Genomic DNA, 23,929 nt, shown 5'->3' with positions numbered 1-23,929 from the left:
GCTTAGTATATTGGTGAGAATTAAGTCACAATTTTTGATATCATATAAACAGAGATTAACAAGTTACGGAGAGAAAAAACCTTGTTAGACGAAAAAGCTAAAAAAATAATGTTACGCAAAATTCCTCACGGACTTTATATCTGTGGTGTCAAGGATGGAGAAGAATTAAATGGATTTACTGCAAGTTGGGTAATGCAAGGTTCATTTGAGCCTCCTTTGGTAATTAATTGCGTCAAAAATGATTCTAGTTCTCACAAAATACTTAAAAAAAGTGGTGTTTTTGCCTTGAGTTTCCTTGAAGATGGACAAAAAGAATTAGCTGCTAAATTTTTTAAACCTAAACGTCGTGTTGGGAATAAACTTGAAGACGTAGAATTCGTTGAGGGAACTGAAACTGGATGTCCCATCATTAAAGATTCTCTTGGTTATGTAGAATGTCAAGTGGTTGGTTTTGTAGAAAAAGGAGATCATACCGTCTTTGTTGGGGAAGTTATTGGTGCAGGAGTTTATCGTGAAGGAAAACCCTTATCATTAGAAAGTACGGGTTGGCAATACGGTGGTTAAATAAGTTATTAGTAAACAGCAAACAATCAATTAGTTTATCGACTATTTACTTTCCCTTAAGCTATTTTATCGATTTCCTTTTGTTGTTATTGTCAACAGTTGAGATATTTGAAAGAAAATATTAGAGGATAAAATGCCATTAATTAAGATAAAAACGTCTGTTGCCGAAACCAACTCATCTATTGTGGAAAGCTTATTAACAAGTCTTTCATTTAAGATGGCTAAGCATTTTGGTAAACCAGAATCTTATGTGATGACTGCTTTTGAACCAGATGTCCAAATGACTTTTGGAGGAACTTTTGATCCAGTTTGTTATGTGGAAATTAAAAATATTGGCAAAATGACTCCAGAACAAACTAAATCTATAAGTAAAGATTTTTGTCAGGAAATAAAAGATAAATTAGGAGTTCCCACGAATCGTATCTATATTGAGTTTACTGATGCTGAAAGATCTATGTGGGGATGGAATGGAGGAACTTTTTAAGAGTTGTTAATTATCCCGATTAATTTAATGCTATAGTAATAGCATTAATGTTATTACTATAGAAACAATGGTTATCTTAAGAATTATTTAAATTATTTTTATCCCAAATACTTTAAATTTGCCGTAGCTTCCATGTTAGAATAGCTTGCCGTGCCCCCCACTTAGGAGTTTACATTGAATTTGACATTTATTAAGTAGTTTGTCTACTCATTTCACTGGACTTACTTGATGTTAAAAAAACTAAACAATTGTATTATTAGTCAATAAAATAAGTTTTTTAGAAAAAGTAATTGAAACCCGGAATGTAATTTTAACAAGAGTTAAAAGTGCTTCTTTAATCAAAAGTGGTGCCATGAAAGTTGAGATAAAAGTAGACATAGCGGGGGAACTTCTCTCTATTAACATTTTCCGCTTGCTTGACACCGCTGTTTAACAATTAAGATAGTAGGTCAAGGAGCCTGTTAAAAACTTCGGGGTTACCTTTCCCGTCCGCAAAATTATTATTAATCTAAACCCAGGAGGTCTTCGTAAAGAAGTATCTTGTTTTTGTTTGCACATTAGTTAGTGTGAAAATATTGACTGCCCTATAACAAATAGGAGTCGATTTATTGAGAGATCATTTCTTGTTAGAAGAAGTCTTGATGGCAGCTGGACTAACGTTGCAGGGATATTACCTATCGCTACAGCTGCCAAACAGATAGAGATTTAGTGATTCCCACAGACAACGCACAGGAAGTAGCTATGATTAAACGTTAGTTCGACGATATTTAAAAACACGGTTGTTATTCGCAATATCTTAGTCAAGATATGACGAGGTTAACGATTATCTGAAATAGCAACCGCCAACAATTTTTATTTAAAGACGGTAGTAGGTGAGGCCAAATTACCTTTTAACGCCAAATCAATAGAAGATTTTTAGATAAAGAAAGATCAGTCATCAGTCAAATACAAAGGTTAACAAAATAGAACCATTGATAGAATAAAGTAAAAGAGTCAAGATTTAACCTTGAGTAGTTCATTAGATATTATTGTAATTGGAGGAGGGGCAGCTGGATTTTTTGCCGCTATCACTTGCGCCCAAACTCATCCCCATAGTCGCGTCACTTTACTAGAATCAACTTCCAAAGTATTAACGAAAGTTCGTATTGCTGGGGGAGGACGTTGTAATGTTACTCACCACTGTTTCGAGCCAGCACAATTAATCACTTATTATCCCAGAGGAGGTAGGGAATTACGAGGGGCATTTACTCGCTTTCAACCTAAAGATCTGATTGAGTGGTTTGAATCTCAGGGAGTGGCTTTAAAAACGGAAACGGATGGTCGCGTTTTTCCAGTTTCTGATACTTCAGAAACTATTGTTGATTGTTTAATAAAAACAGCCAAGAAAGCGAAAGTTAATATCGATATAAATTCAGAAGTTATTAACTTAATTAAAAAAAATAATCACTTTCAAGTGGAGTTAAAAACAGGAAAAATATTAAAATGTGATCGCATTTTAGTTGCAACAGGCAGCAATAAAATTGGCTATCAGCTGGCAAAATCTTTAGGACATGAAATCATCTTACCTATTCCATCTTTATTTACTTTTAAGATTAAAGATTTTCGTTTTCAAGGATTAGAAGGAATCGGTCTAAATCAAGTGGGATTAAAGTTATTAGGGACAGAAAAAAAACAGCAATATCAACAATCAGGATCGTTTTTGATTACCCATTGGGGTATTAGTGGATTTGGGGTTCTTAAACTATCTGCATTTGGGGCAAAAATATTACACAAGAAAAAATATAATATGTCTTTACTAATTAATTTTTTATTTCCCGATAATACTGACGAAGTCAAGCAAAAATTGTTAATTGCTAAATCACAAAATCAACGATCAAATAAACTTATTTCGAGTTATCCCCTTTTTAATCTGCCTAAAAGACTGTGGAAAAAATTACTAGAATATGCTAATATCGATTGCGAAAAAAATTGGTCAGAACTATCTCAAAAGGAAACAATCAAGTTAGCGAAAGAACTAACTCAAGGACAATATGAAATAATAGAAAAAGGAGTTTTTAAAGATGAATTTGTTACTTGTGGAGGCGTTAATTTAAAAGAAATTAATTTTAAAACTATGGAAAGCAAAGTTTGCCCCCATTTATACCTGGCTGGAGAGGTTTTAGATATTGATGGAGTGACAGGAGGATTCAATTTACAAAGTGCCTGGACTACGGGCTGGTTAGCAGGCAAAGCAATAGGAAATAAATGATGATCTAAACCACGATTTCTGATCGACTATTTAAGAAAAAACAGCGAAAATAAAAAGGGTATTTAAACTAACTGTTTTTTAGATTTAAGAAACAGTTAGTTTAAATAAATAATAGATGATTTATTATTAATAATAACTTGATAATGTGCTAGTAATAATTTTTTATTACAAAATATGTTTGCATCAATTGATTTGATAAAATCACCCACTGTTCTCTTTGTTTCGAGCAAACAGCAGTGCCAACAAACACCATATTATCAACAACAATAAATACTGCCTAAAAATGGTTTCCTACTAGTAAAGTAACCATTAAGTTTCCGGTTATTCTCTGTCTTTGTTCAACCCTAAATAGAAATAAAGAAAATATGATACTATTAAAAGTGTAATTAATCACAAAATCTAATACTAGACACCAATATCGCTAACGTTAAAGGGATTAGAGCTCAATTGAGATCATTTATCTCTGAACAATAAACCGATTTTGTGCACAACTTTATAACTATTATTTAGTACAAATTTTGTACTAAAAATCGAGTAAACATCATCACCATAATTAAAATCATTAGACTTTCTACTAAACCATGAGTAATTGCTGTTTGTTGTGCAATCTGCCATCAATAATCATCAAAACTTAACCCAAGTTGTCCTAAAAGTTCAACCATTGACAATGGGTAAATTATTGAATCCTAATCCTGTAGTGACTCCTAACAATAAAGGGATTCCGACTATGCCAAAACAAGAAGATGTCCTCTAACGCTACCAGTAAGAGCGCACAAATCACCGCAGGACTTGAAACCCCTGCCGCCGTTTCAAGAAAACAACCAAAACACTAAGCAGTGATAGTTACTTGTTAAATACGGCGATATACCGAGAATTGTAATAACTCTTGAAAATTATTGACAATACTATTGCTCCGACTATGTTGTTTAACAAGAAAACTGCTCTAAATAAAATGTAAAGGATGTGGCAAGCCATAACAGCTCTATTAATGGTTGTTGCCATACTTTGGAGTGAAGGCATCCGCCCTATCAATGCTACATTGACCACTGTAATTAGTTAAACTAACGAAATCACTTTTTATTCTGACCATCTCTGAAATTACGAGAAAAACAAAGATGCACAACACAGGGGCGAGGACAACAATTATTCAATTGTGTAAAAAACAGTCTCTTGATAGTCCACATAGACTCCCCAATTCTGGGGAAAACGATCTTATACACTGAAGATAACAAGTGTTTAAAAAAATTTAACTCTTAATCTGACTTTGTTAAACTCTCAAGCTCAATCCAATGGATAGTTGATTCATTGGATTGAGCTTGAGAGACCCTTTATAAAGTAAATCTTAGGATAAGACGTAGGGCGTATTATCCTGTGCTAGGAAACTAAAACTTGAGTGCAGTTGACTTCTGAATCCATCAGAATTCGTGGAAGTCGATATTTAAACCCACAAAGAATTTCCCAGGAAATAGTTCCTGAAGCGTTTGCCCAATCATCTGCTGTAATTTCTTCTGTCCTATCTTTGCCAATTAAAGTGACTGTTTCTCCGACTTGAATATCTGCGATAGAACTAACATCTAACATTAACTGATCCATGGTAATTGCCCCAATTTGGCGTACCCGTTTACCTCGGATCAAAACTTCTAAACTGTTGGAAAGGTTACGGGGAACTCCGTCTGCATAACCAATACCCACAACAGCAATACTCATCGGACGATCACTGACAAATTGATACCCATAACTAACCCCTGTTTCTGGGGGAATTGTTTTGACTTGAGTTATTTTGGCTTTAACTTGTAGTACAGGTTTTAAGGAAGTAATCAAACGCAAATGAGGAGCGGGATATAATCCATACAAAGCTAATCCAACTCTAACTAAATCGTAGTGTAAATTCGGGTCAATCAAAGTTGCTGCTGAATTGGCTAAATGTAGAGGGGGTAATTTAAATAAATGGGTTTTTAATTGAGAGATTACCTTCTCAAACCGTTGGTGCTGTTTTTGCATCACTACGGTATCAGGATTATCTGCCGTAGCGAGATGGGAATATAAACTAGCAATTTTGAGATAGGGCAACCGACTCACTAACTCCACAAATTCTTGTGCTTGATGCCAAGGTGTCCCTAGACGGGACATTCCTGTGTCAAGTTTCAGATGAACGGGTAATGACTCTTCCAGTTGACTAAGAGTATCAGAAAAAACTAAAGCTTGCTGAGGGTTACAAAGAGTAGGTTGTAATTGCCAGTAGGCGATAGCGGCGATTTCTTCAGGGGTATTAATTGCCCCTAGAATCAAGATAGGGGCTGTAATTCCTGCTTCTCGCAGTTCAATCCCTTCTGTTAAAGTAGCTGTCGCTAAACTATTAGCCCCAGCCTGTAAGGCTATCTGGGCGACCTTAATAGCACCGTGGCCATAAGCATCAGCCTTAACCACAGCCATTAACGATGTTTTTGGTGATAACAATCCTTTAATTTCCTTAACATTATGAATTAAGGCTTCTACATTAATTTCTATCCAAGCCCGTTGACGGATAATTTCTGATAGATGGTAATCGTGGCGATTTTTTTTAGTAATCTCACACGCTGACTCTTTACTCAACATCACCCCTCACTCCACACACACTCAAATCTTGAATCCATTGAGTTCTTCCTCGAAGCTTTTGATAGACTTAGAAATATGCCCAATCTAACAAAAGTTTCTGAAAAGTCAAGGAATCTATCTCAAAAGACTTTTACACAACTTGAAAGTTTGTGTAGATTAATCTAGACTAAGCAGAGGCATTAGCGGAGACTGAACCAATGCTCGCCTCAACGTACCAGTATAAACTAATACCAGACAGGCAGCAGATTAAGGCGATCGACTATGCACTGAGTGTTTGTCTTTCGATCTGGAATTATACCTTGGAAAGGGGTAAAAATTGGCTAACATCTAGTAAGTTGCCTTTCAATATTTGTTCTTCAAAAGAAGAATATATAATCCCTTATGGTGTTCCCTATCCTAATTGTCATAAACAATCTCAGAGGCTGACAAAAACTAATAAGATTATCAATACAGGTAGTGCTCAAGTCCTAAAACAAGTTTTAAGAGTTTCAAACGAGGTCTTTTTCGACATGCAGTTCAGAAAATTGTACCTTCCTCGTTCCAAACATAAATATAGAATGCGTTCTTATAAGAATCCCCAGATACTTGAAAAGTATGTCGAAGTTAATCAGATTAAGTTACCCCAATTAGAATGGGTAAAGTTAAGAAGGTCTATAAACATACAAGATGGGTTTGAGTTAATACAGGCTTGCATTTTACGGGGAGCGTCTGGTTACCTTGTAATGTTCTCAATGCAATTAAAGGTGAATATTCCCGATGTCCCCTTTCATTGGCACCCATTAGAAATTGGTTTAAGATTGGATAAACTTTGTGCTATCTGTGATGGTGAACTTGTGGACGGACTACAATTTTTAAACCAACCACACCGCAAGATAGAATGGCTGCAACTTAGATTAAAGAATAAGCAAAAAGAGTCTAATAATCGTTACAAGTTAAATCAAAAGATAGCTAGATTGTGTCGGCGTATTTCTGATACTCGCAGAGACTGGTATTTTAAGTTAGTTTCCTACTTCGTTGATCAAGCTCAATCAGCATTCATTGAGAATATTGATTTTCAATCATGGGGTAGACGGATACTTTCTAAAGATTGTCTTGAGGATAGTTTTAAACGAACCATAACCATCCTTAAGTTAAGGGTATGGAAACGAGATGTTTTTATTCCTAAAGTTTACAAGAATTTTACCTCACACATACACATCAATTATGGATTTCATACTGGCAAGAACACTTTTGATGTTAGAAAACATAATTGTCCCGGATATTAAGTGTCGAACACACAGATGTGGCCGCAGCTCAAATTATTAGCGTGGTGTAGAAAGGATATGGGCCAAGACATAGCATATCGCGAAATGCCTGTGAAGACAGTCCGACGGTGCGGGGCTTTGCCTAGTAAACAATCTAAGAAGAAGAAACCCTTAAATGTGAATTTAAGAATCTCCCGTCAAGCTACGCTGTGACGGCGAGACTATGCCAAAGGCAGGATTAACCCTCAACCATTTATTAATCAATGACACAAACTCTGGTTGTTAAAATTGGAACATCGAGTTTAACTCAATCCACAAGTGGAAAATTAGCCTTGTCCACCATTGCTGCTTTAGTGGAAACCTTAACCCAGTTGCAACAATTGGGCTATCGGGTGGTATTAGTCTCTTCTGGGGCTGTAGGAATAGGATGTGGCCGTCTGAATTTGAAAGAACGCCCAAAAAAAATAGCTTTTAAACAGGCAATCGCTGCTGTTGGTCAAGGTCGTCTCATCCGTGTCTATGATGACCTATTTACCACCATCGGGCAGCCTATTGCTCAAGTTTTGCTGACACGACGGGAACTAATCGAACGTAGCTGTTATGTTAATGCCTCTAACACTTTCCGATCACTATTCGAGTTGGGAGTTATCCCTATTGTTAACGAAAATGATACTGTAGCTACTGAAGAGTTAAAATTTGGCGATAATGATACCCTATCAGCCCTTGTAGCCAGTGTCATCCGTGCCGATTGGTTATTTTTACTTACAGATGTGGATAAACTTTATTCGGCCGATCCTCGATTAGTTCAGGATGCTCAACCGATTACTCTCGTCAATGCCGAAGAGATTGATACACTAAAAGTCAATGCAGGGAATAAGGGGTCTCAATGGGGAACAGGAGGAATGGAAACCAAACTAACAGCTGTACGACTGGCTACTAGTGCCGGGGTGAGAACCGTGATTACTCATGGACAAAACCCAGGTAACCTGCTCAAAATTTTACGAGGGAAGGCTATTGGGACTCAATTTGAACCCCAACCGTGTAATGAAAACGCCCGTAAACGCTGGATTGCTTACGGGTTGGTTCCTAGTGGCAAACTCTATCTCGATCAAGGGGCAATTGAGGCTATTTGTCACCAAGGAAAGTCCTTGTTAGCGGCGGGTATTATCAAAGTTGAGGGACAATTTGAAGCATCCGATGCAATTCAATTATGCGATAAACAAGGAGAAGAACTAGCCAGGGGAATTGTTAATTACAGCAGTTTAGAAGTAAAAAAAATTAAAGGACATCACTCTGATAAAATTGCTGAAATTTTGGGTTATGAAGGGCCACAAACCATGGTGCATCGAGATAATTTGGTTATCCAAGAGAGTCGGAAATTCGGGAAACCTGATGTCACCCCTCAATCTTGAAATTAGAAAAAACCTATGGGGTGGGCAATGCCCACTGGAGTTTAATGTCCTTGAAGGAGTGACTTAAGGTTGGGAAAACTGACGACTATAAACTTCATCTTCCTTTTTAGTTTCAATTTTTAGATTAGAACGTGGATAGGAAACACACAAAAGGGCGTACCCTTCTCCTTGAAGTTCGGAAGATATCCCCATTCCCTCACCTTGTTCTACCGTTCCTTCTAGCAATTGTGCAGCACAGGTAGTACAAACTCCTCCACCACAAGATGTAGGTAAATCTAGTCCTGTTTCTTGAGCCACATCGAGAATTTTTCGATCCTCAGCAACTTCAATGGTGTAGGTATTGCCTTGGTGATTAATTTCAACAGTATATATATTGTCCATAAATTACGTCGTAATACTTTCCTCAGTCTAATGTATCCCTCCTAGAGAGGTTGGCGACAATTGTGAAGAAACATAGCTAAATTAAAAGCTTACATGTAAGTTAAACGACAATTTATTGATTGAGAGAAATTAAAGTGTTACGCTAGGTAACATGGAGTTTTTCAGACTTATCTCTTTAAGTTGATCATAATTTTGTTTTAGGGCATTTGATTTGGATTGAACCCAATGCGCCTTTCGATGATGAAGTTGCAAGTTCTCACTTAATTAGGACTTCATTGTTAGGGGTTTTGGAGAGCACATTGACTTTTTCCTTACACAACGAGAATCAATCCTAGACAGGCATTTAAGCTAGGATTAATTCTCGTGCTAGTGGTGCTGTAGTTTTTCCATAATTAAGAGAGAGCATTTAAAATTGATTTATCTTTTTGACTTGACACAGCATAAAAATACTCTAAGCAATTCATAAAGAAATGTAGAGTATCCCAGAAAGACAATAAGTATTCATTGTTAGTCACCACAAAATGCTAAAAATATTTTTGTTGAGTAAATCATCCTTCTCCATTGATAATGGAATATAGGTGATAAATGACCAGAAAAATTGGCCAGCTAACGCAGAGGAATCATCGTGCGATTATCCAAAGGACTCGAAATTGAAATGTACACAGGGACATCCGATGGACAAATTGTGGGATTGTCTGAACGTATTATTAAAGACTTAGAAGGATTTGTTCGAGAACCTGATTCACGCAACGTAGAATACACCACAGCTCCTTTGTCCTGCTACGATCGCCTATTGTGTGCTACCATTCGACCCCGACACAACTTAAGGAAATATCTACAACGCATTGGTAATTTCACCTTGGTTCCGGGAAGTACCCTGTCATTAGGAAACAGCGATCACTTCTATCGCTCCGATCTCCATAATCCCTACCATAGTTATATTGAGAAAACCTATGGTACGAGAGTTGTGACTGCTAGTATTCATATTAATATTGGAATTAATGATCCGGAAACTTTAATTCGAGCTTGTCGCCTCATTCGCCTAGAAGCTCCTCTTTATCTGGCATTAAGTGCATCTTCTCCTTTCCTTGATCGGCAGGTCACTGGCTATCATTCTACCCGTTGGCATTTGTTTCCTCAAACTCCTGATCGTGTCCCTCTTTTTAAAAGTCATGGTCACTTTATTTACTGGACAGAAGAACAGTTAGCTCGCCAAACCATGCAGAATGTCCGCCATCTCTGGACTTCAGTCCGTCCTAATGGAGATAATCGTCCCTATAATCTTAATCGCTTGGAATTGAGAATTTGTGACCTGATAGTTGAACCAATCGCTTTATTGTCAGTTGTGGCATTGTTAGAAGCTCGTTTAATTCAACTTATTGATGAGCCAAATCTTGATCCCCTAATTCATAGTCAATTGTCCCCGGACGAATTATTGACCATTACTGCCAACAATGAAAAGGCAGTCGCCAAAGACAGCCTAAGTGCGCAACTAATCCACTGGCAAGATGGACGTAGGATAGACGCACAAAGTTGGATTCAAGAATTATATCAAGAAATATTACCAACGGCTAAACAGAGAGGCTTTAGTTGCTTTCTTAACCCCGTAAAAAGAATTTTACGCGATGGCAATCTAGCACAACAATGGCTTAGAAAATATCAGTCTGGTTGTCCCATTTCTTTGATTTTAGCTCAAGAGATCGAAGCCGTTGCCCAACTTGAACAAGAGTTAGAGGATAAATTGTGTCAATCTTTGCTAGTTGCCTAAGAATAAGTATCAATACATATATAGTTTATATAAACTGATAATTATGAAAATTTAAAATTAAATATTGATTTAAATTAAATAAAAACTATAGATTTATATGCCCAGAATTATTTTGGTTAACCCGCAAATTCCCCCAAATACCGGTAATATTGCCAGAACTTGTGCAGCTACGAACACAGAATTGCATTTAGTCGGTCCATTAGGATTTGAGTTAAGTAATCGTTATTTGAAACGGGCGGGTTTAGATTACTGGCCCTATGTCAATCTTAACTACCACAATAGTTTAGAAGACTTTTTAGCCTGGCATGAGCAACAGGGGGGGCGTTTACTTGGCTTTAGCGTTCGGGGTCGTCGTTCTTATCTTGAATGGACATTTCAAGATAGTGATTGGCTGTTATTTGGGAGCGAAACCGAAGGATTACCCCAATCTCTTCTAGCTAATTGTCAAGAAACCCTATATATTCCTATAAGTCACCCTCAAGTGCGTAGTTTAAACTTGTCGGTGAGTGTCACCATCGGTCTATTTGAAGCACGGCGACAATTGAGTATAGTTTAAGTGTTTAATAAGCAATCCATATCCATTCTCTGAAAATGCCAAGGAAATCAATTTTATGGAATTAAGAAATCGACCGTGTTGTCTTCATCGACTCAAAACACCTTAAACCAGAGCTTTCGATCGTTAGACAATACTCCATCACGAAACCTTCAATCAACTCCTATCGTCTACAGACTTGCATCGGACAAAAAGATTAGATGTAAGGGTCTCTCATTGAAATCCGAATCAGACTATACTTATTTAAAATAAATCAGCAAAAAAATAAGTTGATTTTAATATTTCATCAGTGAAATGATATCTGAGTATATTGACTTATTAATATATCTCTATTAAGATATTCCCCTGTAAAATCAAGTATCTATTCCGTTTCTGAAAATCGACCGGATTTATAGATTTTTAACAATGGCTCGTTCCTAACATTAGGAGGTTTTTTTGAAAAATACATTTACACGCAAAGTAACGCCCATATCTTCGTGCCTTACTGACTATCCTGATACATCAGTTATCCCTATAGCCGAACTTCCCTTAAGCAGTTTGACTCCCAATAACAATTGTGGTCAAGTACGTCGCTCTACGGCCATGATTGGACTAGCCATTTCTATGGGAGCTACAGGATTATTACTGACTCATAATAAAGCAGCAGTAGCAGCTAACTCATTAACTGCTACTGCTACCCTTTCAAATCTATCAGCCTCGTTGAGCTCAACTGACGCTACTAGTTCCACTAAGAGTCAATTAGCTCCTCTAAATCTTAAGCACAAAGTCAAGCTCGGAGAATCTATCAGGCAACTAGCCCAAGAGTATCAAGTGGAAGCAGCGGCACTCGCTACTCTCAATAAACTTTCTGTTGAAGCCGACTTAGTTTCTGGGCAAATTTTAAAAATCCCTTCCTTAGAAGAATCTCAGCTGCAGGCTCCATCACGCCAACTTGGCACAGTACTCTCCGAGTCCCAAGAATTACCCTCCAAATCCGTTAATACTTCACTCGAGCACCTTAGAAAAACTCGTAAACGTTTACAAGATAGTTTGGCTGAATTAAAAACAGAGAAGTCTAACCTAAAGTCTGATATCAGGTCCTTGCTAGCCGATGTCTCTGACGTGAGTCAACCCTTAAGACCTATTAGCAGTAGCAGTAAACTTCAAGAGAATGGGTCTGTCAGAGAAACGGCGATTCGAGTGATTAGTTCCCAAAAGACTGAATCAGTTTCTGCTTCAAGTCTGACTACGCTTGTAGATACTACTGGTTCTCTGTCTTCTAGTTTGTCGAGTGAGAATGTTTCTTCTACTTCTACACCAAAAAAAACTAGTGAAAATTACCCTTTGCCGTTGTCATCTTTGACAAAACTTCCTTCAGTTCCCTTGGCCCAGATGGAACAAGAAGAAATTACTCAATTTAATGAGCCTATTCCGATTCCAGTTTCTACACCTGAAAACGATCTAGCCTCAACCGCTGTCCTTCTTCCCAACTCTTCAACCCTTAGAAAATCAACCTTTGAACCATCTAAAATTGAGATCTCTGTAGAATCAAGCTCAACTGAGCAAGCTCGGATTTTTCCTAAACCACAAGTAAAATTAGTTCAAACTGAAAAATCCTATCGCGTTCAACCTGGAGATACTCTTAATAGTATTGCTCGTCATCATGGCTTAACCCTTTCAGAGTTAATTCGAGCTAATAGTATTACTAATCCAAATTTGATTAAGGTTCATCAGAGTTTGGTTCTTCCTGAATCTGCAACAAAGGCACAATATAAAAATCAACCTCGCAAGGCTCTGAATATTCCTCAATCTCGAAATTTAGTAGCCTCATCTCCCAGTCGATTTTCTGATTCTCCTCTTCCAGTTTCTATGAGTGCACTGTCATCGGCTTCTTTGGCTGAAGTTAATAAATGGGAGAAACAGTCGTCTGGAAATAAAGATATCGAAATGCTCGAGATTTCTGTTGATCCTAGTCCGGATTCCTATACCGAACAACTCAAAACAGATATTGCTAACCTTGAACAGGAATATGCAGTTGAGACTGGACCTGGTAAGATTAAAATAGAGCCTGATACTCCTAAGAAATCTAGAACTTCTGTACTAAGACAAACTCTAAATCCTGAGTGGGCCAGTGATCGCCATAATTCCCCTTCTTCTCAACAGCAAGTTGCCCAACAGCTACCTAAATTCCGTTCTCAGTTAATGGGAGCTGCTCCTAACGATACAGAACAATATAATGACGCTTTCCGTATCCCCGTGGGTACGAACGTTGGACCTGAATTACCACCCTTATCCGTTCCTGATAATTATCTTCCTAATACCCCTATGCAGTTTACTGGCTATATTTGGCCTAGTAAAGGGGTGTTGACTTCCGGCTATGGCCGACGCTGGGGCAGAATGCATCGGGGAATCGATATTGCTGCTCCCATTGGTACTCCTATCATTGCCGCAGCCCCTGGTGAGGTGATTACAGCCGGATGGAATTCGGGAGGCTACGGAAAATTAGTTAAGGTTCGTCACCCTGACGGCAGTATTACTCTCTATGCCCATAATAACCGTCTGTTGGTCCGTCGTGGACAAAAGGTAGAGCAAGGGCAACAAATTGCTGAAATGGGGAGTACGGGATACAGTACTGGTCCTCATCTTCATTTTGAAGTTCATCCGAGTGGCACAGGAGCAGTTAATCCTGTAGCCTTGTTACCCAAGAAAAGAAAGTAATCAATAGATTTTTTCAGTTCAATCCTTTCTCAGGGGAAGGTTAGACTTCCTCTGACTTTTTCTATTTACCTTGGTTAATCTCATTATTTTGTGTTATGCTAATTACGATAAAAAAGGTGCGGCTCAGTAGCTCAGCAGGTCAGAGCAGGGGACTCATAAGCCCAAGGTCGGCAGTTCAAATCTGCCTTGAGCCATTTAATTAAGTCGAAAATTTTTCAAGCGTATTCTTAGCAATTGCTAGGCTATTGAGTGATTTGAACCCTAGGATGTTTGTTGAGGACTCAGCAGTTTTCACTGAGTTGATCCTGTCAGGATCAACTCAGTGAAAACTTATCTCCATATTTTGTTAAATAATTAGAGGAGCAAAATCAATCTGGTTCTACTTAACCAGTTATGTGAAATTATTAATACGAATGTCTTCAAAGCCTTATTTAGTAATTATTTTAGTTTTTAATAGTTTTCTTGTTATTAATATTAATGTACAATCAAGCTATCTTAGGGGTAAGAACATTTTTGCCGTCTTAAGTCAGGTAGGGTTATTAATTGTATGTTTGTAGTGAGTTACGCTCGGACCTACACTCTCGGGGATAAAGCCATTACTACAAACTTTTAAAAAATACAAAAATAGTTTTGTCTCTATACTTAATTTTTGGGACATCATAATTAGGAGATTAAAATTATAACTTTAGCCGCGGTAAAAACTATTTATAAGCAATATTTTGCACTTTTATATCGAAAAAACGGTTAGATGATTAAAATCAGTAAGTTTTACTTGACTAAATTTAGATAACTTAATAGATGAGTTAGAATTTTTAGTTAAAAAAGATAAACAAAAATTATAGAACTGTTTAATAACCTTGTTTTTACAAGCTTCAAAATGGTGTTGTGCTCCTTAGGATAAAATAATTTAGAAGTAAAAAACTTTTTGATTAATAATTGAAAAACTAAAGAGGTTTACTAACTAAAAACTAAACAGAGAAATCTCTGAGGCATTACCCATTTATTTTAATAGTTGCTCTAGGAATACTGACAATAGGAATAACGCAACGATACTAATGAGCTTTATGGATAATTTTTGGAGATGTTTCAATCTAGTGATAATGGTTAGATTGTGATAACATTCTTATCAAGAAATTTAAACATAATTAGCTGATTTTATGATACGGTCTATAGTTTGTGTAAATATTTATATTTATTTCAAATAAAAACAATTATTTTTACAAAAAAATCTAGTATTCGGAAGATTATGGTGGCTATAGGAAATAAATTTTAGCTCAAAAATTGAGTTTATCTAAAGATTTTAGGGGTCAATGCTGTAGTTATTAATGGCGATGGTTAGTTGATTGTTTTCAATAAACTGTTTAATCAAAATAACCCAGCCGGACATTTTTACTGAACTGAGTTCCGCTTTGATGAGAAATTAACCAATTAGTTTTGCAGTTACGCAATCATAATTTAATAAGCCATTGGAGCAAAATTTACTAAGAAAACTGTTACGAGTTATCGAAAATATAGTTATAAATTTGGAAATGTCGATATCATTGCGCTTGGGATAATTCACCTACGCAAGTCGGCTTTCATAGTAAATCACAACCTATTGTTTTGGATTAACTGTAATTTCAAGACAGCACTCAAAAAAGTTTTAGCACGGTGACAGTAAGACTTACTCAGACAAATAAATATTAACCATTTATTTTCTAGCTCAAACAATTCATTTTCAGTGCGATAACTCAAAAAGTTTAGCTACAACTGGCATAAACAAGGACTTACAGATAACTTAATAATAGAAATCTCCTACACCAACAGAACTAGAAAAACTTGAGTATTTTTCTTAGAAGTCAAAAATTAGTCTAAGCTAAACTGGTAATGAATTTATAATTTATTAAGTTGTCAAGAGTAATCAGCATAGTTATGAGCAAACAAGGAGGACAAACTCAACCAATCCGGTCACTGGAAGATGCCCTTAACCTTTGTCAGGCACTGGGAATGCGGGTTAGTCGTCAGCGTCGCTTCATCCTAGAATTACTTTGGAAAGCTAAGGGACATTTGTCCGCTAGGGAAATTTACAAGTATCTCTCTCAAGAGGGCAAAGAGATCAGCCACACTTCAGTATATCAAAACCTAGAGGCTCTTTCAAACCAAAGGATCATTGAATGTATTGAACGATCTGACGGCAGACTGTACGGTCATATCAGCGATTCTCACAGTCATGTTAACTGCCTGGATACACAACAAATCATGGACATCCATCTGAAATTACCCCCGGAATTACTTGAACAAGTGGAACAGCAAACAGGGGTAAAAATAACTGACTATCGAATCGACTTTTTTGGTTATAAGCAATCAGACAAACCTGGACTAAACTAAAGATAGTGTTATCATTTTTTTCCCAAGCGTCGTGAGCGATCGCCCGATTAATCTACTCCTAATTGATAATGATGCTATTTTTCGCTTAGGATTATCTAATGTCTTAAGCAACTATTCAGATTTTCGTGTTGTCGTTCAAACAGATTTTTCTCAACCTATCCGAGAAACCTTAGTGGGACAGTCAATAGATTTAATCATCTTAGATCCTGATACCCCCAACAACGTCTCAGAGGGGTGGAGGTTGCTTGAAGAAATTAGACAAACCTATCGCACTCTTAAAATATGCTTGTTAAGTCATTTAACCGACCCGTTGTCACTACAAACGGCTAAACAAGCTGGTGTTGAAGGTTATTGTCCAAAAGGGATAACGATAGAACGTTTGATCGAACAACTGCAGAAAATAGCTCAAGGTCAGACAGCTTGGCCGACCCTAGCTGTCTCTTCGTCTAATGTAACCCTAGAACAACCTAAATCTCCTCAAGCATGGCTTTTACAGGGTAAACAATTAGGATTAAAACAAATTAATAAGACTATTGCACAAATTAATCTACGGCTTAACCAAAACCAATTATCGTGGGTTGACAAAGAATTTTTGAAAGAGAGAAGGCGAGAATTATTAGCCGCAAAATGGTTAGTTAATAGATTAATTCCCATCGATGTTACTATGGCTGCTCCAACCTCACAATCAAAGCTTTCCTCAACAGGCTCTCAATATCAGAACGCTCCTCCCGGATTCTCAGCCGAGTCCTCAACAAACATTCTAGGGTTAAAATCACTCAATAGCCTAGCAATTGTTAAGAATACGCTTGAAAAATTAGCGATTAACTCCGATAATTTAACATCAATTCCTTTAGAAATAGATATTCTCCAAGCTAATAAAAAAGAGGAGTTGATGACCATTGTTATTCATCAGTTGGGGAGAAGCTTAGAAGACTTAGAGTTCATTAAAGCAGATGCTTCAGAATTACCGAAGGATACCGCCATGATTACCCAAAAAATTTGGCAGGAATCAGCTGTTAATTTCTTAGGCAAGTATTGTGTATTACTACCTACAACAACCTTAGATGATATTGAAAATATCGTTGACAATAATATCAGTTTAGTCCAAGAAGAGTTCATCAAAAAAATTTATTTTTTTGATGAATTGCTAAAATATTTACTCTTCGAACAAGGATTAATAATTGAGGGAATTTTATATTGTACTAATAATACTAAAAATTGCCATCAAGCTGAGATTTTTCTTGAAAATTTTATTATTCAGATAGCTAATGGAATTGTGTTTTTAATTTTAAATAATTTCTCAGATATTGAATTAATAAGCCGTAAATTATATTTAGAGAAAATGAGTTCTTCTAGGGAAATTGCTAAATTTCGGAATAACTTGTCTTGGGCTTATCGTCAAGAACAAGTTTGGGAGGAACCGCGCAATATTTTTGAAAGTAAATACCGACTATTATTCTGGAGTAAAAAAGGAATTGAAGCAACCTTTATTCATGCCTCACGACAACATGAACTTAAACAGCTTAAAGGAATTCGTTGGGCAGTTACCATTATTTTAGAGTCTCGTGATGCCTTTGCTCCGGTATTGCGTTCTATGGTTAGATTGATTGGTAATGGCTTAGTTTATCTACTTACTCAAGTTATTGGCAGAGGATTAGGACTAATTGTTCGTGGAATCATTCAAGGAATTAGCAATAGTTTACAGGAAACTCGCTACGGAAAAAATCGGGAACGACGAGACTCCTGACCCTAAGGGGGAAGAAGGAGAGAGTTAGGGAGGACAACCGTTAAGATGCCTGACTGTTAAAAAGCCAGGCATCTTAACGGTTGTTTCTTGTAAATTCTTTGACATCATCGTTCATAATAAAAATAAAAGAACTTCTTGGCTGAACTTAGTTATGGAAAACTATTCTTAAGTTAACCTCAGAGCAAAATCTAACTCAACAAACTATGATAAAGAAAAATATAGCAATCCCCAAGGCTAAGCAATCAAAGAAACATAAAATCTCCTTAAGAGAATGGGCTCGGTTTGTTACTAGTTTTATGCTCATTCAATCATTACTAATAGCCACACCCGGTTGGGGACAAACGAAAACAGACACCAAAACTGATCAAGGCAGCTACACCGAATTAATTAAGAAAATTGAATCGGATCAAGTGGCCAACGTAGAAATTGATCCTAAACAACAAAAAGCTAAAGTTACCTTGAAAGACCCAGATAAAAAAGGGCAACACCAAGAAATTCCCATATTTAAAAATCATCTTAATACTGAATTAGTTGCCAAACTTCGAGATAACAAAGTACCATTTGCAATTCGTCCCTCTGCTGATAACTCAGCTGCAATCGGATTAGTTACCAATTTAATCGTTCTTTTTTTATTATTTGCGATTTTTATCGTAATTCTACGACGTTCAGCCGGTGTGTCTGGTCAAGCTATGAACTTTGGAAAATCCCGCGCCCGTTTCCAGATGGAAGCCAAAACAGGAATTACCTTTGACGCAGTGGCTGGTATTGACGAAGCTAAAGAGGAATTACAAGAAGTAGTGACTTTTCTCAAACAACCTGAAAAATTTACTGCAATAGGTGCAAAAATTCCTAAAGGGGTACTGTTAGTCGGTCCCCCCGGAACTGGCAAAACTTTACTAGCTAAAGCCATTTCAGGAGAAGCCGCTGTTCCCTTCTTTAGTATATCTGGCTCAGAATTTGTGGAGATGTTTGTCGGTGTCGGGGCTTCGCGGGTACGAGATTTATTCAAAAAAGCTAAAGAAAACGCTCCTTGTCTAATTTTTATTGACGAAATTGATGCAGTGGGTCGTCAACGAGGAGTAGGTTATGGAGGAGGAAATGATGAAAGGGAACAAACCCTTAACCAATTATTAACAGAAATGGATGGCTTTGAGGGTAATCATGGAATTATTGTAATTGCAGCCACCAACCGTCCTCATGTCCTCGATAAAGCATTGTTACGCCCTGGACGTTTTGACCGACAGTTAATGGTAGATTATCCTGATTTTAAAGGTCGTCAAGGCATTTTAGAAGTTCATGCCAGGGATAAAAAAGTTGATGAAAAAGTATCCTTAGAAGCGATCGCCCGACGGACTCCAGGGTTCACGGGAGCAGATTTGGCCAATGTTCTCAACGAAGCGGCAATTTTCACAGCACGGCGACGCAAAGAAGCCATTACCATGACAGAAATTAACGATGCTATTGATCGGGTCGTAGCTGGAATGGAAGGAACTCCTTTAGTTGATAGTAAGAGTAAACGGTTAATCGCCTATCATGAAGTGGGTCATGCGATCGTAGGAACTTTATGTAGTGGCCATGATCTCATGGAAAAAGTTACTTTAATTCCCAGAGGACAAGTCAAAGGTTTAACTTGGTTTACCCCAGATGAGGAATATAGACTAACCACTAGAAGTCAATTATTGGCCAGAATTGCCGGTTTATTGGGGGGTAGAGCTGCTGAAGAAATAATTTTTGGTGAGGATGAAGTCACAACTGGGGCTGGGAACGATATTGAAAAAGTGACTGACTTGGCCCGACAAATGGTAACTCGCTTCGGAATGTCTGAGTTAGGATTAGTTGCCTTAGAAAATGATGATCACAATGAGTCTGATTATTCTCAAGAGATTGCCGGTAAAATTGACCATCAAGTACGATGTATTGTAGATCATTGCCATGATAAAGCTCAAAAGATAATTCAAGAGCATCGTACTGCCATTGATAACTTAGTAGACATTTTAATTGACCAAGAGACCATTGAAGGAGAGCAATTCCGCCAATTATTAGAAAAATTTGAGGTTTATTTCCAGCAGCCCTTAGAATTTCCCGTTAAATTGTTGTAAATCTGTAGAATTATAGAATTTTATATCTCTGCCTGTAAGCTTATGAAACTCTATTCAAATTACTTTTTCGATAGTAATAAGTTAGTAACCTAACTATGACCTATAGATTTAGAGTTATTAAACCTTCTGGTATTTTAGATGGTACCTAAATCGATAGTTTCTGCGAAGCAATTATTTCTTTGATTTAAGTAGAGACCATAATAATGGTTATTGATTTTACGAATGTTACTTTTGTGTAAAGTTTAGGTTGGGAAGCATTAGTGATTTCGCTAAAGAGAGCAGAAATGTTAGGAACAAATTTATTTCTCTGTTCAATCAACGAATAAATTTAAATTTTATTTAGATTGGCTAGTACACATTAAATTTTTGACATATTTTCTAGTCAAGAATAATTAGAACAAAGAATTAAGTATCTACTACATTGAGTGTAATAAGTTAGCAAGAAAAGTATCAGTTTGATAAAACTATCCTTCCAAAATTATCAAAGTTAGTTAAGCTTTATATAAACTTATATTATAATTAATTTAATTTTCTGATTGAGCGCTTTTGCAAATCATTCTATAAATTTATCGAGAGGCTCATAAATTATTGTTTTCGGTTTTAAAAAAATTCTTATATTCTCTTTTATTTAATACATCTTCCCTAAGACTGATGACATTTTGGGGATTTTATCTATCTTAGCCTTCTCTTTGTAAGTTAGGCTTTCTTTATTCTTGAATAAGGGATATTTACTATTGATTATCCCAGCCAGTTTTTTATCTTTTGATCTTTTTTCAGTCTGCCCACTACTATTTTGACATCAGGAAGTATTTCTTTGATAACCCTTTTATAGGACACCCACAAATCTATACAATTCTACTGAATTTAGGATAGTAAAAATTCACTAAACCTTAACATAGTCTGAATAGTCTGATTGGGCAATAATGTTAATAACAAGCAAACTCCTAGAAATTTTTAAAAATTTAAAATCAGGTTTTCAAGACATTAATATCGATGATTTTATATGACAGGTTTAGTAGAACTATCTATACTAATCTATTCTATTTGGATCAATGCCTCTGAACTTAGACTAGACAAATAGTCTACTATTGTCTCTTTATTTTTTATCAAAAACTATCGATTTTCGATTTTCTATATTTACTAAAATTGCCGCATATTTTTTGACTATTCTAAGATAGATAATTTCATAAATTTTTAACTTTTTTATTCTTTGAAGTTTTTCTTTTAATAAACTGTCGATCTCTGACGGAGTCATTTTCTTCGAGCAGCTTTTTCGCAATTAGTTTCCAAAACTTCTTGAATGACTTTTGAAGCTAGTCTTATCTGTATAGTTTTTTGATTTTTGACAAAATATAGTCATTCACTCAACATTTTATGATATTAACTCCATCTAAACTAATAACTATTTATTTAGAAAAATACCAAAAATATTTTTGACTCTATACAGGTGATTTTCTTGAGTTCTATCAAGATCAAATCTTAACTCATTAAATAATAACTAGCCACTTTTACCCCGTTGATATTAATCACCTGAGTAATGAGATTGAGCAGTAGATTAGATAGCATTTTTTTAAAATACTGTGTTTTATAAATTAAAGTAATTTTTTTTCAAATAAAAAGTTTTTGTAACTTTATAAGTCTTATGAAAAAAAAGTTTCGGTTTCTATCTATTATCACTTTGTCGTAGTTAGTCTAGAAGAGCAAAAAATATCAGATCATCTGAGTTACTATCGCATTGATGACTATGACAATGGCTAATTAATCAGTAGATTAATTTAAGTAAAACTTAACTTTAATAATTATTAAAAATATAAATGTTGATTTCTTCTTCTATTTTGACTGGTGAATAGCTTATCAGCTAATTAACTAATTCTAAAACTTATTATTATCGATAATAACTTTTGATTGAAATAATTTGATTGGGGAGAACAAATTTATTAAGTAAGTAACATCCCAGGAGTTTATTACTTTAATGTAGACTGAGATTTATTATCCCCTGTCACTAATCATGGGGACAGCATTTTTTACCAAATGTAGAGATTTATTCTTGACAATTAGAATAAATTGACACTTGACCGGCAAAACTATAGTGATTGCTGAGAAAAACCTACAGTTTATTTTTGTTGCTCTTGTTTAGTAGTAGTTATTTTGATAAATTTACGGGATAACAATCACTATCGATGGGAACACAAACCGATGAATTCTCTTGTTAGCCATATTGAGGTGCAGTTAATTAACCGTGAAAGCAAGTTACCGATGATTAAGGTTATTTATTAACTTTAACTGTTGAACAAACCCTTCTGTAAGTTTATCAACAAATAGAAAAAATTATCGTTTATTGCGGTTCAGGAATAACTCCTTGTGTTGATTTATTCTCCTTAGGTTTAGTAGCTATCACCACTACAAAATTATGTCCAGTATTGTGGAGCGATTAGTGTTCTTAATTTAATAGCTTAAGAAGAATTCTGGACAATTATGTCTTTGGAGTTCTCTTAATAATTAAAGACCTAGACTTAACTTAAAATACTTACAAAGAAGTATTTTCTTGTTGACTTCTACCTTAAAGACTCCTCCTTTCTATTTGAGATCTCCATCACAACAAAGGAGGAAACTTTTAAGGTAAGATTTTAATTAAGTAAAATTGCTTAACTAGACTATTAAGCTAAAAAAATAAATTTTATTTCTAAATAATCTTAGGTTTTAATTTCATGAATGCTACGAATATTTGTCTTTTTAAGAAAGAGCGTGTTTCAATATTTATTGATGGTAATAATATGTTTTATGCTCAACAAAAAAATAGCTGGTTTTTTGACCCTAGGAGAGTTCTAGAATTTTTCACTAAAGATCCTATCGTTAGTTTAGTGAATGCTTTTTGGTACACTGGCTTAAAAGATTCTCAAGATCAAAGAGGATTTCGAGACGCTTTAATAAGTTTAGGATATACAGTAAGAACCAAAATTCTTAAAGAATATTATGACGATACATCAGGTCGTTATTCACAAAAAGCTAATCTTGATATTGAAATTGTAGTTGATATGTTTAATACAGTAGATCAATATGATCGAGTGATTCTTTTTAGTGGTGATGGAGACTTTGAACGAGCAATTGAACTGTTACGTTCTAAGAGTACCCATATTACAGTTGTCTCCACGGAGGGTATGATTGCTAGGGAATTGAGAAATGCTACTGATCGCTATATTGATCTTAATGATATTCGCCAAGACATTGAAAAGCTCGATTTTCAAAGTTAAGGAACGCTAACATCATATTGTCTGATGGGGAAGGACTGATGGTCCGTAATCCCCCATCTTAGTTAGATTGCTTCAAGATTGCTTTCTCCAGTGCGAATACGGATAATTTGCTCCACAGGAGAGACAAAGATTTTCCCATCTCCAATTTCCCCGGTGCGCGCTGCGGCGACCAATTTGTTGACCACCATATCTACCTGAGGATCTTCAACGACAATTTCTATCTTAAGTTTTTGGAGAAACTCCACCGTGTATTCTGACCCACGATACCGTTCCGTTTGACCTTTTTGTCGTCCAAATCCCCGCACTTCTGAAACTGTCATTCCAACAATGCCTGCATTGACGAGAGCAATTTTAACGTCATCTAATTTAAAAGGGCGAATGATCGCTTCTACTTTTTTCAAATTAATTACTCCTTATGAAAAGATATTTATTCGCTTCTAGTTATAATGCCAGTTCCTAGGCTTATGTTATCTAGAATCCAAAAATTTTTCTAAAAGCTACTGCATATGAAGTCTTCGA

General features: G+C 36.1%; 17 protein-coding genes, 1 tRNA gene and 1 pseudogene. 16 read left to right on the top strand and 3 right to left on the bottom strand.

The features are described 5' to 3' along the window. The first annotated feature begins 81 nt into the window (after positions 1–81). The 5 genes and pseudogenes from P3F56_RS05430 to P3F56_RS05415 all read left to right on the top strand — a co-directional run bounded on the left by P3F56_RS05430 (position 82) and on the right by P3F56_RS05415 (position 4,050). Positions 82–564, top strand: coding sequence for a flavin reductase family protein (locus P3F56_RS05430; protein WP_281151918.1), 483 nt, complete (start codon positions 82–84; stop codon positions 562–564). Between the two features lie 133 nt (positions 565–697). Next, positions 698–1,048 (top strand): phenylpyruvate tautomerase MIF-related protein, encoded by a 351-nt coding sequence (locus P3F56_RS05425; protein ID WP_281151917.1) that lies wholly within the window; start codon positions 698–700, stop codon positions 1,046–1,048. Between the two features lie 460 nt (positions 1,049–1,508). Then, positions 1,509–1,613: pseudogene (locus tag P3F56_RS10485) on the top strand (magnesium chelatase domain-containing protein); the annotation flags it as partial. Between the two features lie 441 nt (positions 1,614–2,054). Next, entirely contained in the window at positions 2,055–3,296 is a 1,242-nt protein-coding gene (locus tag P3F56_RS05420; RefSeq protein ID WP_281151916.1) for a BaiN/RdsA family NAD(P)/FAD-dependent oxidoreductase, read from the top strand. 601 nt (positions 3,297–3,897) lie between these two features. After that, a complete protein-coding gene (locus P3F56_RS05415) occupies positions 3,898–4,050 on the top strand; it encodes a hypothetical protein (protein WP_281151915.1) in 153 nt (50 codons plus the stop codon). 620 nt (positions 4,051–4,670) lie between these two features. Here the strand turns inward: P3F56_RS05415 and alr are convergent. Next, entirely contained in the window at positions 4,671–5,891 is a 1,221-nt protein-coding gene (alr, locus tag P3F56_RS05410) for an alanine racemase (protein ID WP_281151914.1), read from the bottom strand. A 197-nt stretch (positions 5,892–6,088) separates the two neighbouring features. Here alr and P3F56_RS05405 point away from each other — a divergent pair, with 197 nt between their 5' ends. From P3F56_RS05405 to proB, 3 genes are read left to right on the top strand one after another with little or no spacing between them, the layout of a single operon-like run. Beyond that, positions 6,089–7,156: an RNA-guided endonuclease InsQ/TnpB family protein gene (locus tag P3F56_RS05405; protein ID WP_281151913.1), complete on the top strand. Its 1,068-nt coding sequence runs from the start codon at positions 6,089–6,091 to the stop codon at positions 7,154–7,156. A 15-nt stretch (positions 7,157–7,171) separates the two neighbouring features. Further along, complete coding sequence (locus P3F56_RS05400; RefSeq protein WP_281151912.1) at positions 7,172–7,348, top strand: hypothetical protein; 177 nt, start codon at positions 7,172–7,174, stop codon at positions 7,346–7,348. Between the two features lie 50 nt (positions 7,349–7,398). After that, on the top strand, positions 7,399–8,547 hold the full coding sequence (proB, locus tag P3F56_RS05395) for a glutamate 5-kinase (protein WP_281151911.1): 1,149 nt from the start codon (positions 7,399–7,401) through the stop codon (positions 8,545–8,547). A gap of 63 nt (positions 8,548–8,610) precedes the next feature. Here proB and P3F56_RS05390 read toward each other — a convergent pair whose 3' ends face one another. Beyond that, a complete protein-coding gene (locus P3F56_RS05390; protein ID WP_281151910.1) occupies positions 8,611–8,928 on the bottom strand; it encodes a 2Fe-2S iron-sulfur cluster-binding protein in 318 nt (105 codons plus the stop codon). Positions 8,929–9,553: 625 nt separating this feature from the next. Here P3F56_RS05390 and gshA point away from each other — a divergent pair. The 8 genes from gshA (at position 9,554) to P3F56_RS05350 (ending at position 23,410) form a co-directional block, all read left to right on the top strand. Then, positions 9,554–10,696 carry a glutamate--cysteine ligase gene (gene gshA / locus P3F56_RS05385; protein ID WP_281151909.1) on the top strand — a complete coding sequence of 381 codons (1,143 nt, stop codon included), beginning with the start codon at positions 9,554–9,556 and terminating at the stop codon, positions 10,694–10,696. Positions 10,697–10,793: 97 nt separating this feature from the next. Further along, positions 10,794–11,252, top strand: coding sequence for a tRNA (cytidine(34)-2'-O)-methyltransferase (locus P3F56_RS05380; protein WP_281151908.1), 459 nt, complete (start codon positions 10,794–10,796; stop codon positions 11,250–11,252). 432 nt (positions 11,253–11,684) lie between these two features. Next, positions 11,685–13,946: a peptidoglycan DD-metalloendopeptidase family protein gene (locus P3F56_RS05375; RefSeq protein ID WP_281151907.1), complete on the top strand. Its 2,262-nt coding sequence runs from the start codon at positions 11,685–11,687 to the stop codon at positions 13,944–13,946. A 120-nt stretch (positions 13,947–14,066) separates the two neighbouring features. After that, a tRNA-Met gene (locus P3F56_RS05370) sits at positions 14,067–14,140 on the top strand. 1,717 nt (positions 14,141–15,857) lie between these two features. Beyond that, a complete protein-coding gene (locus P3F56_RS05365; protein WP_281151906.1) occupies positions 15,858–16,313 on the top strand; it encodes a Fur family transcriptional regulator in 456 nt (151 codons plus the stop codon). 31 nt (positions 16,314–16,344) lie between these two features. Then, positions 16,345–18,060 carry a DUF3685 domain-containing protein gene (locus P3F56_RS05360; RefSeq protein WP_281151905.1) on the top strand — a complete coding sequence of 572 codons (1,716 nt, stop codon included), beginning with the start codon at positions 16,345–16,347 and terminating at the stop codon, positions 18,058–18,060. Positions 18,061–18,263: 203 nt separating this feature from the next. Further along, positions 18,264–20,159, top strand: a complete 1,896-nt coding sequence (ftsH, locus tag P3F56_RS05355) for an ATP-dependent zinc metalloprotease FtsH (RefSeq protein ID WP_281151904.1) — start codon at positions 18,264–18,266, stop codon at positions 20,157–20,159. 2,708 nt (positions 20,160–22,867) lie between these two features. Beyond that, positions 22,868–23,410, top strand: a complete 543-nt coding sequence (locus P3F56_RS05350; protein WP_281151903.1) for a LabA-like NYN domain-containing protein — start codon at positions 22,868–22,870, stop codon at positions 23,408–23,410. Between the two features lie 62 nt (positions 23,411–23,472). Here the strand turns inward: P3F56_RS05350 and P3F56_RS05345 are convergent, their stop codons facing one another. Next, positions 23,473–23,811, bottom strand: a complete 339-nt coding sequence (locus P3F56_RS05345) for a P-II family nitrogen regulator (RefSeq protein ID WP_281151902.1) — start codon at positions 23,809–23,811, stop codon at positions 23,473–23,475. Positions 23,812–23,929 lie beyond the last annotated feature (118 nt).

The organism is cyanobacterium endosymbiont of Epithemia clementina EcSB (assembly GCF_029919255.1).
Taxonomy (GTDB): domain Bacteria; phylum Cyanobacteriota; class Cyanobacteriia; order Cyanobacteriales; family Microcystaceae; genus Rippkaea.
Note: the sequence above shows the minus strand (reverse complement) of the source record. Positions and strands in the feature narration are given on the sequence as shown.

What these genes read in the sequence shown, in the direction of transcription:
- P3F56_RS05425 (WP_281151917.1), top strand. Translation starts at nt 698, where the DNA reads ATGCCATTAATTAAGATAAAAACGTCTGTTGCCGAAACCAACTCATCT.
- alr (WP_281151914.1), bottom strand. Translation starts at nt 5,891, where the DNA reads ATGTTGAGTAAAGAGTCAGCGTGTGAGATTACTAAAAAAAATCGCCAC.
- P3F56_RS05405 (WP_281151913.1), top strand. Translation starts at nt 6,089, where the DNA reads ATGCTCGCCTCAACGTACCAGTATAAACTAATACCAGACAGGCAGCAG.
- P3F56_RS05400 (WP_281151912.1), top strand. Translation starts at nt 7,172, where the DNA reads ATGTGGCCGCAGCTCAAATTATTAGCGTGGTGTAGAAAGGATATGGGC.
- proB (WP_281151911.1), top strand. Translation starts at nt 7,399, where the DNA reads ATGACACAAACTCTGGTTGTTAAAATTGGAACATCGAGTTTAACTCAA.
- P3F56_RS05390 (WP_281151910.1), bottom strand. Translation starts at nt 8,928, where the DNA reads ATGGACAATATATATACTGTTGAAATTAATCACCAAGGCAATACCTAC.
- P3F56_RS05380 (WP_281151908.1), top strand. Translation starts at nt 10,794, where the DNA reads ATGCCCAGAATTATTTTGGTTAACCCGCAAATTCCCCCAAATACCGGT.
- P3F56_RS05365 (WP_281151906.1), top strand. Translation starts at nt 15,858, where the DNA reads ATGAGCAAACAAGGAGGACAAACTCAACCAATCCGGTCACTGGAAGAT.
- ftsH (WP_281151904.1), top strand. Translation starts at nt 18,264, where the DNA reads ATGATAAAGAAAAATATAGCAATCCCCAAGGCTAAGCAATCAAAGAAA.
- P3F56_RS05350 (WP_281151903.1), top strand. Translation starts at nt 22,868, where the DNA reads ATGAATGCTACGAATATTTGTCTTTTTAAGAAAGAGCGTGTTTCAATA.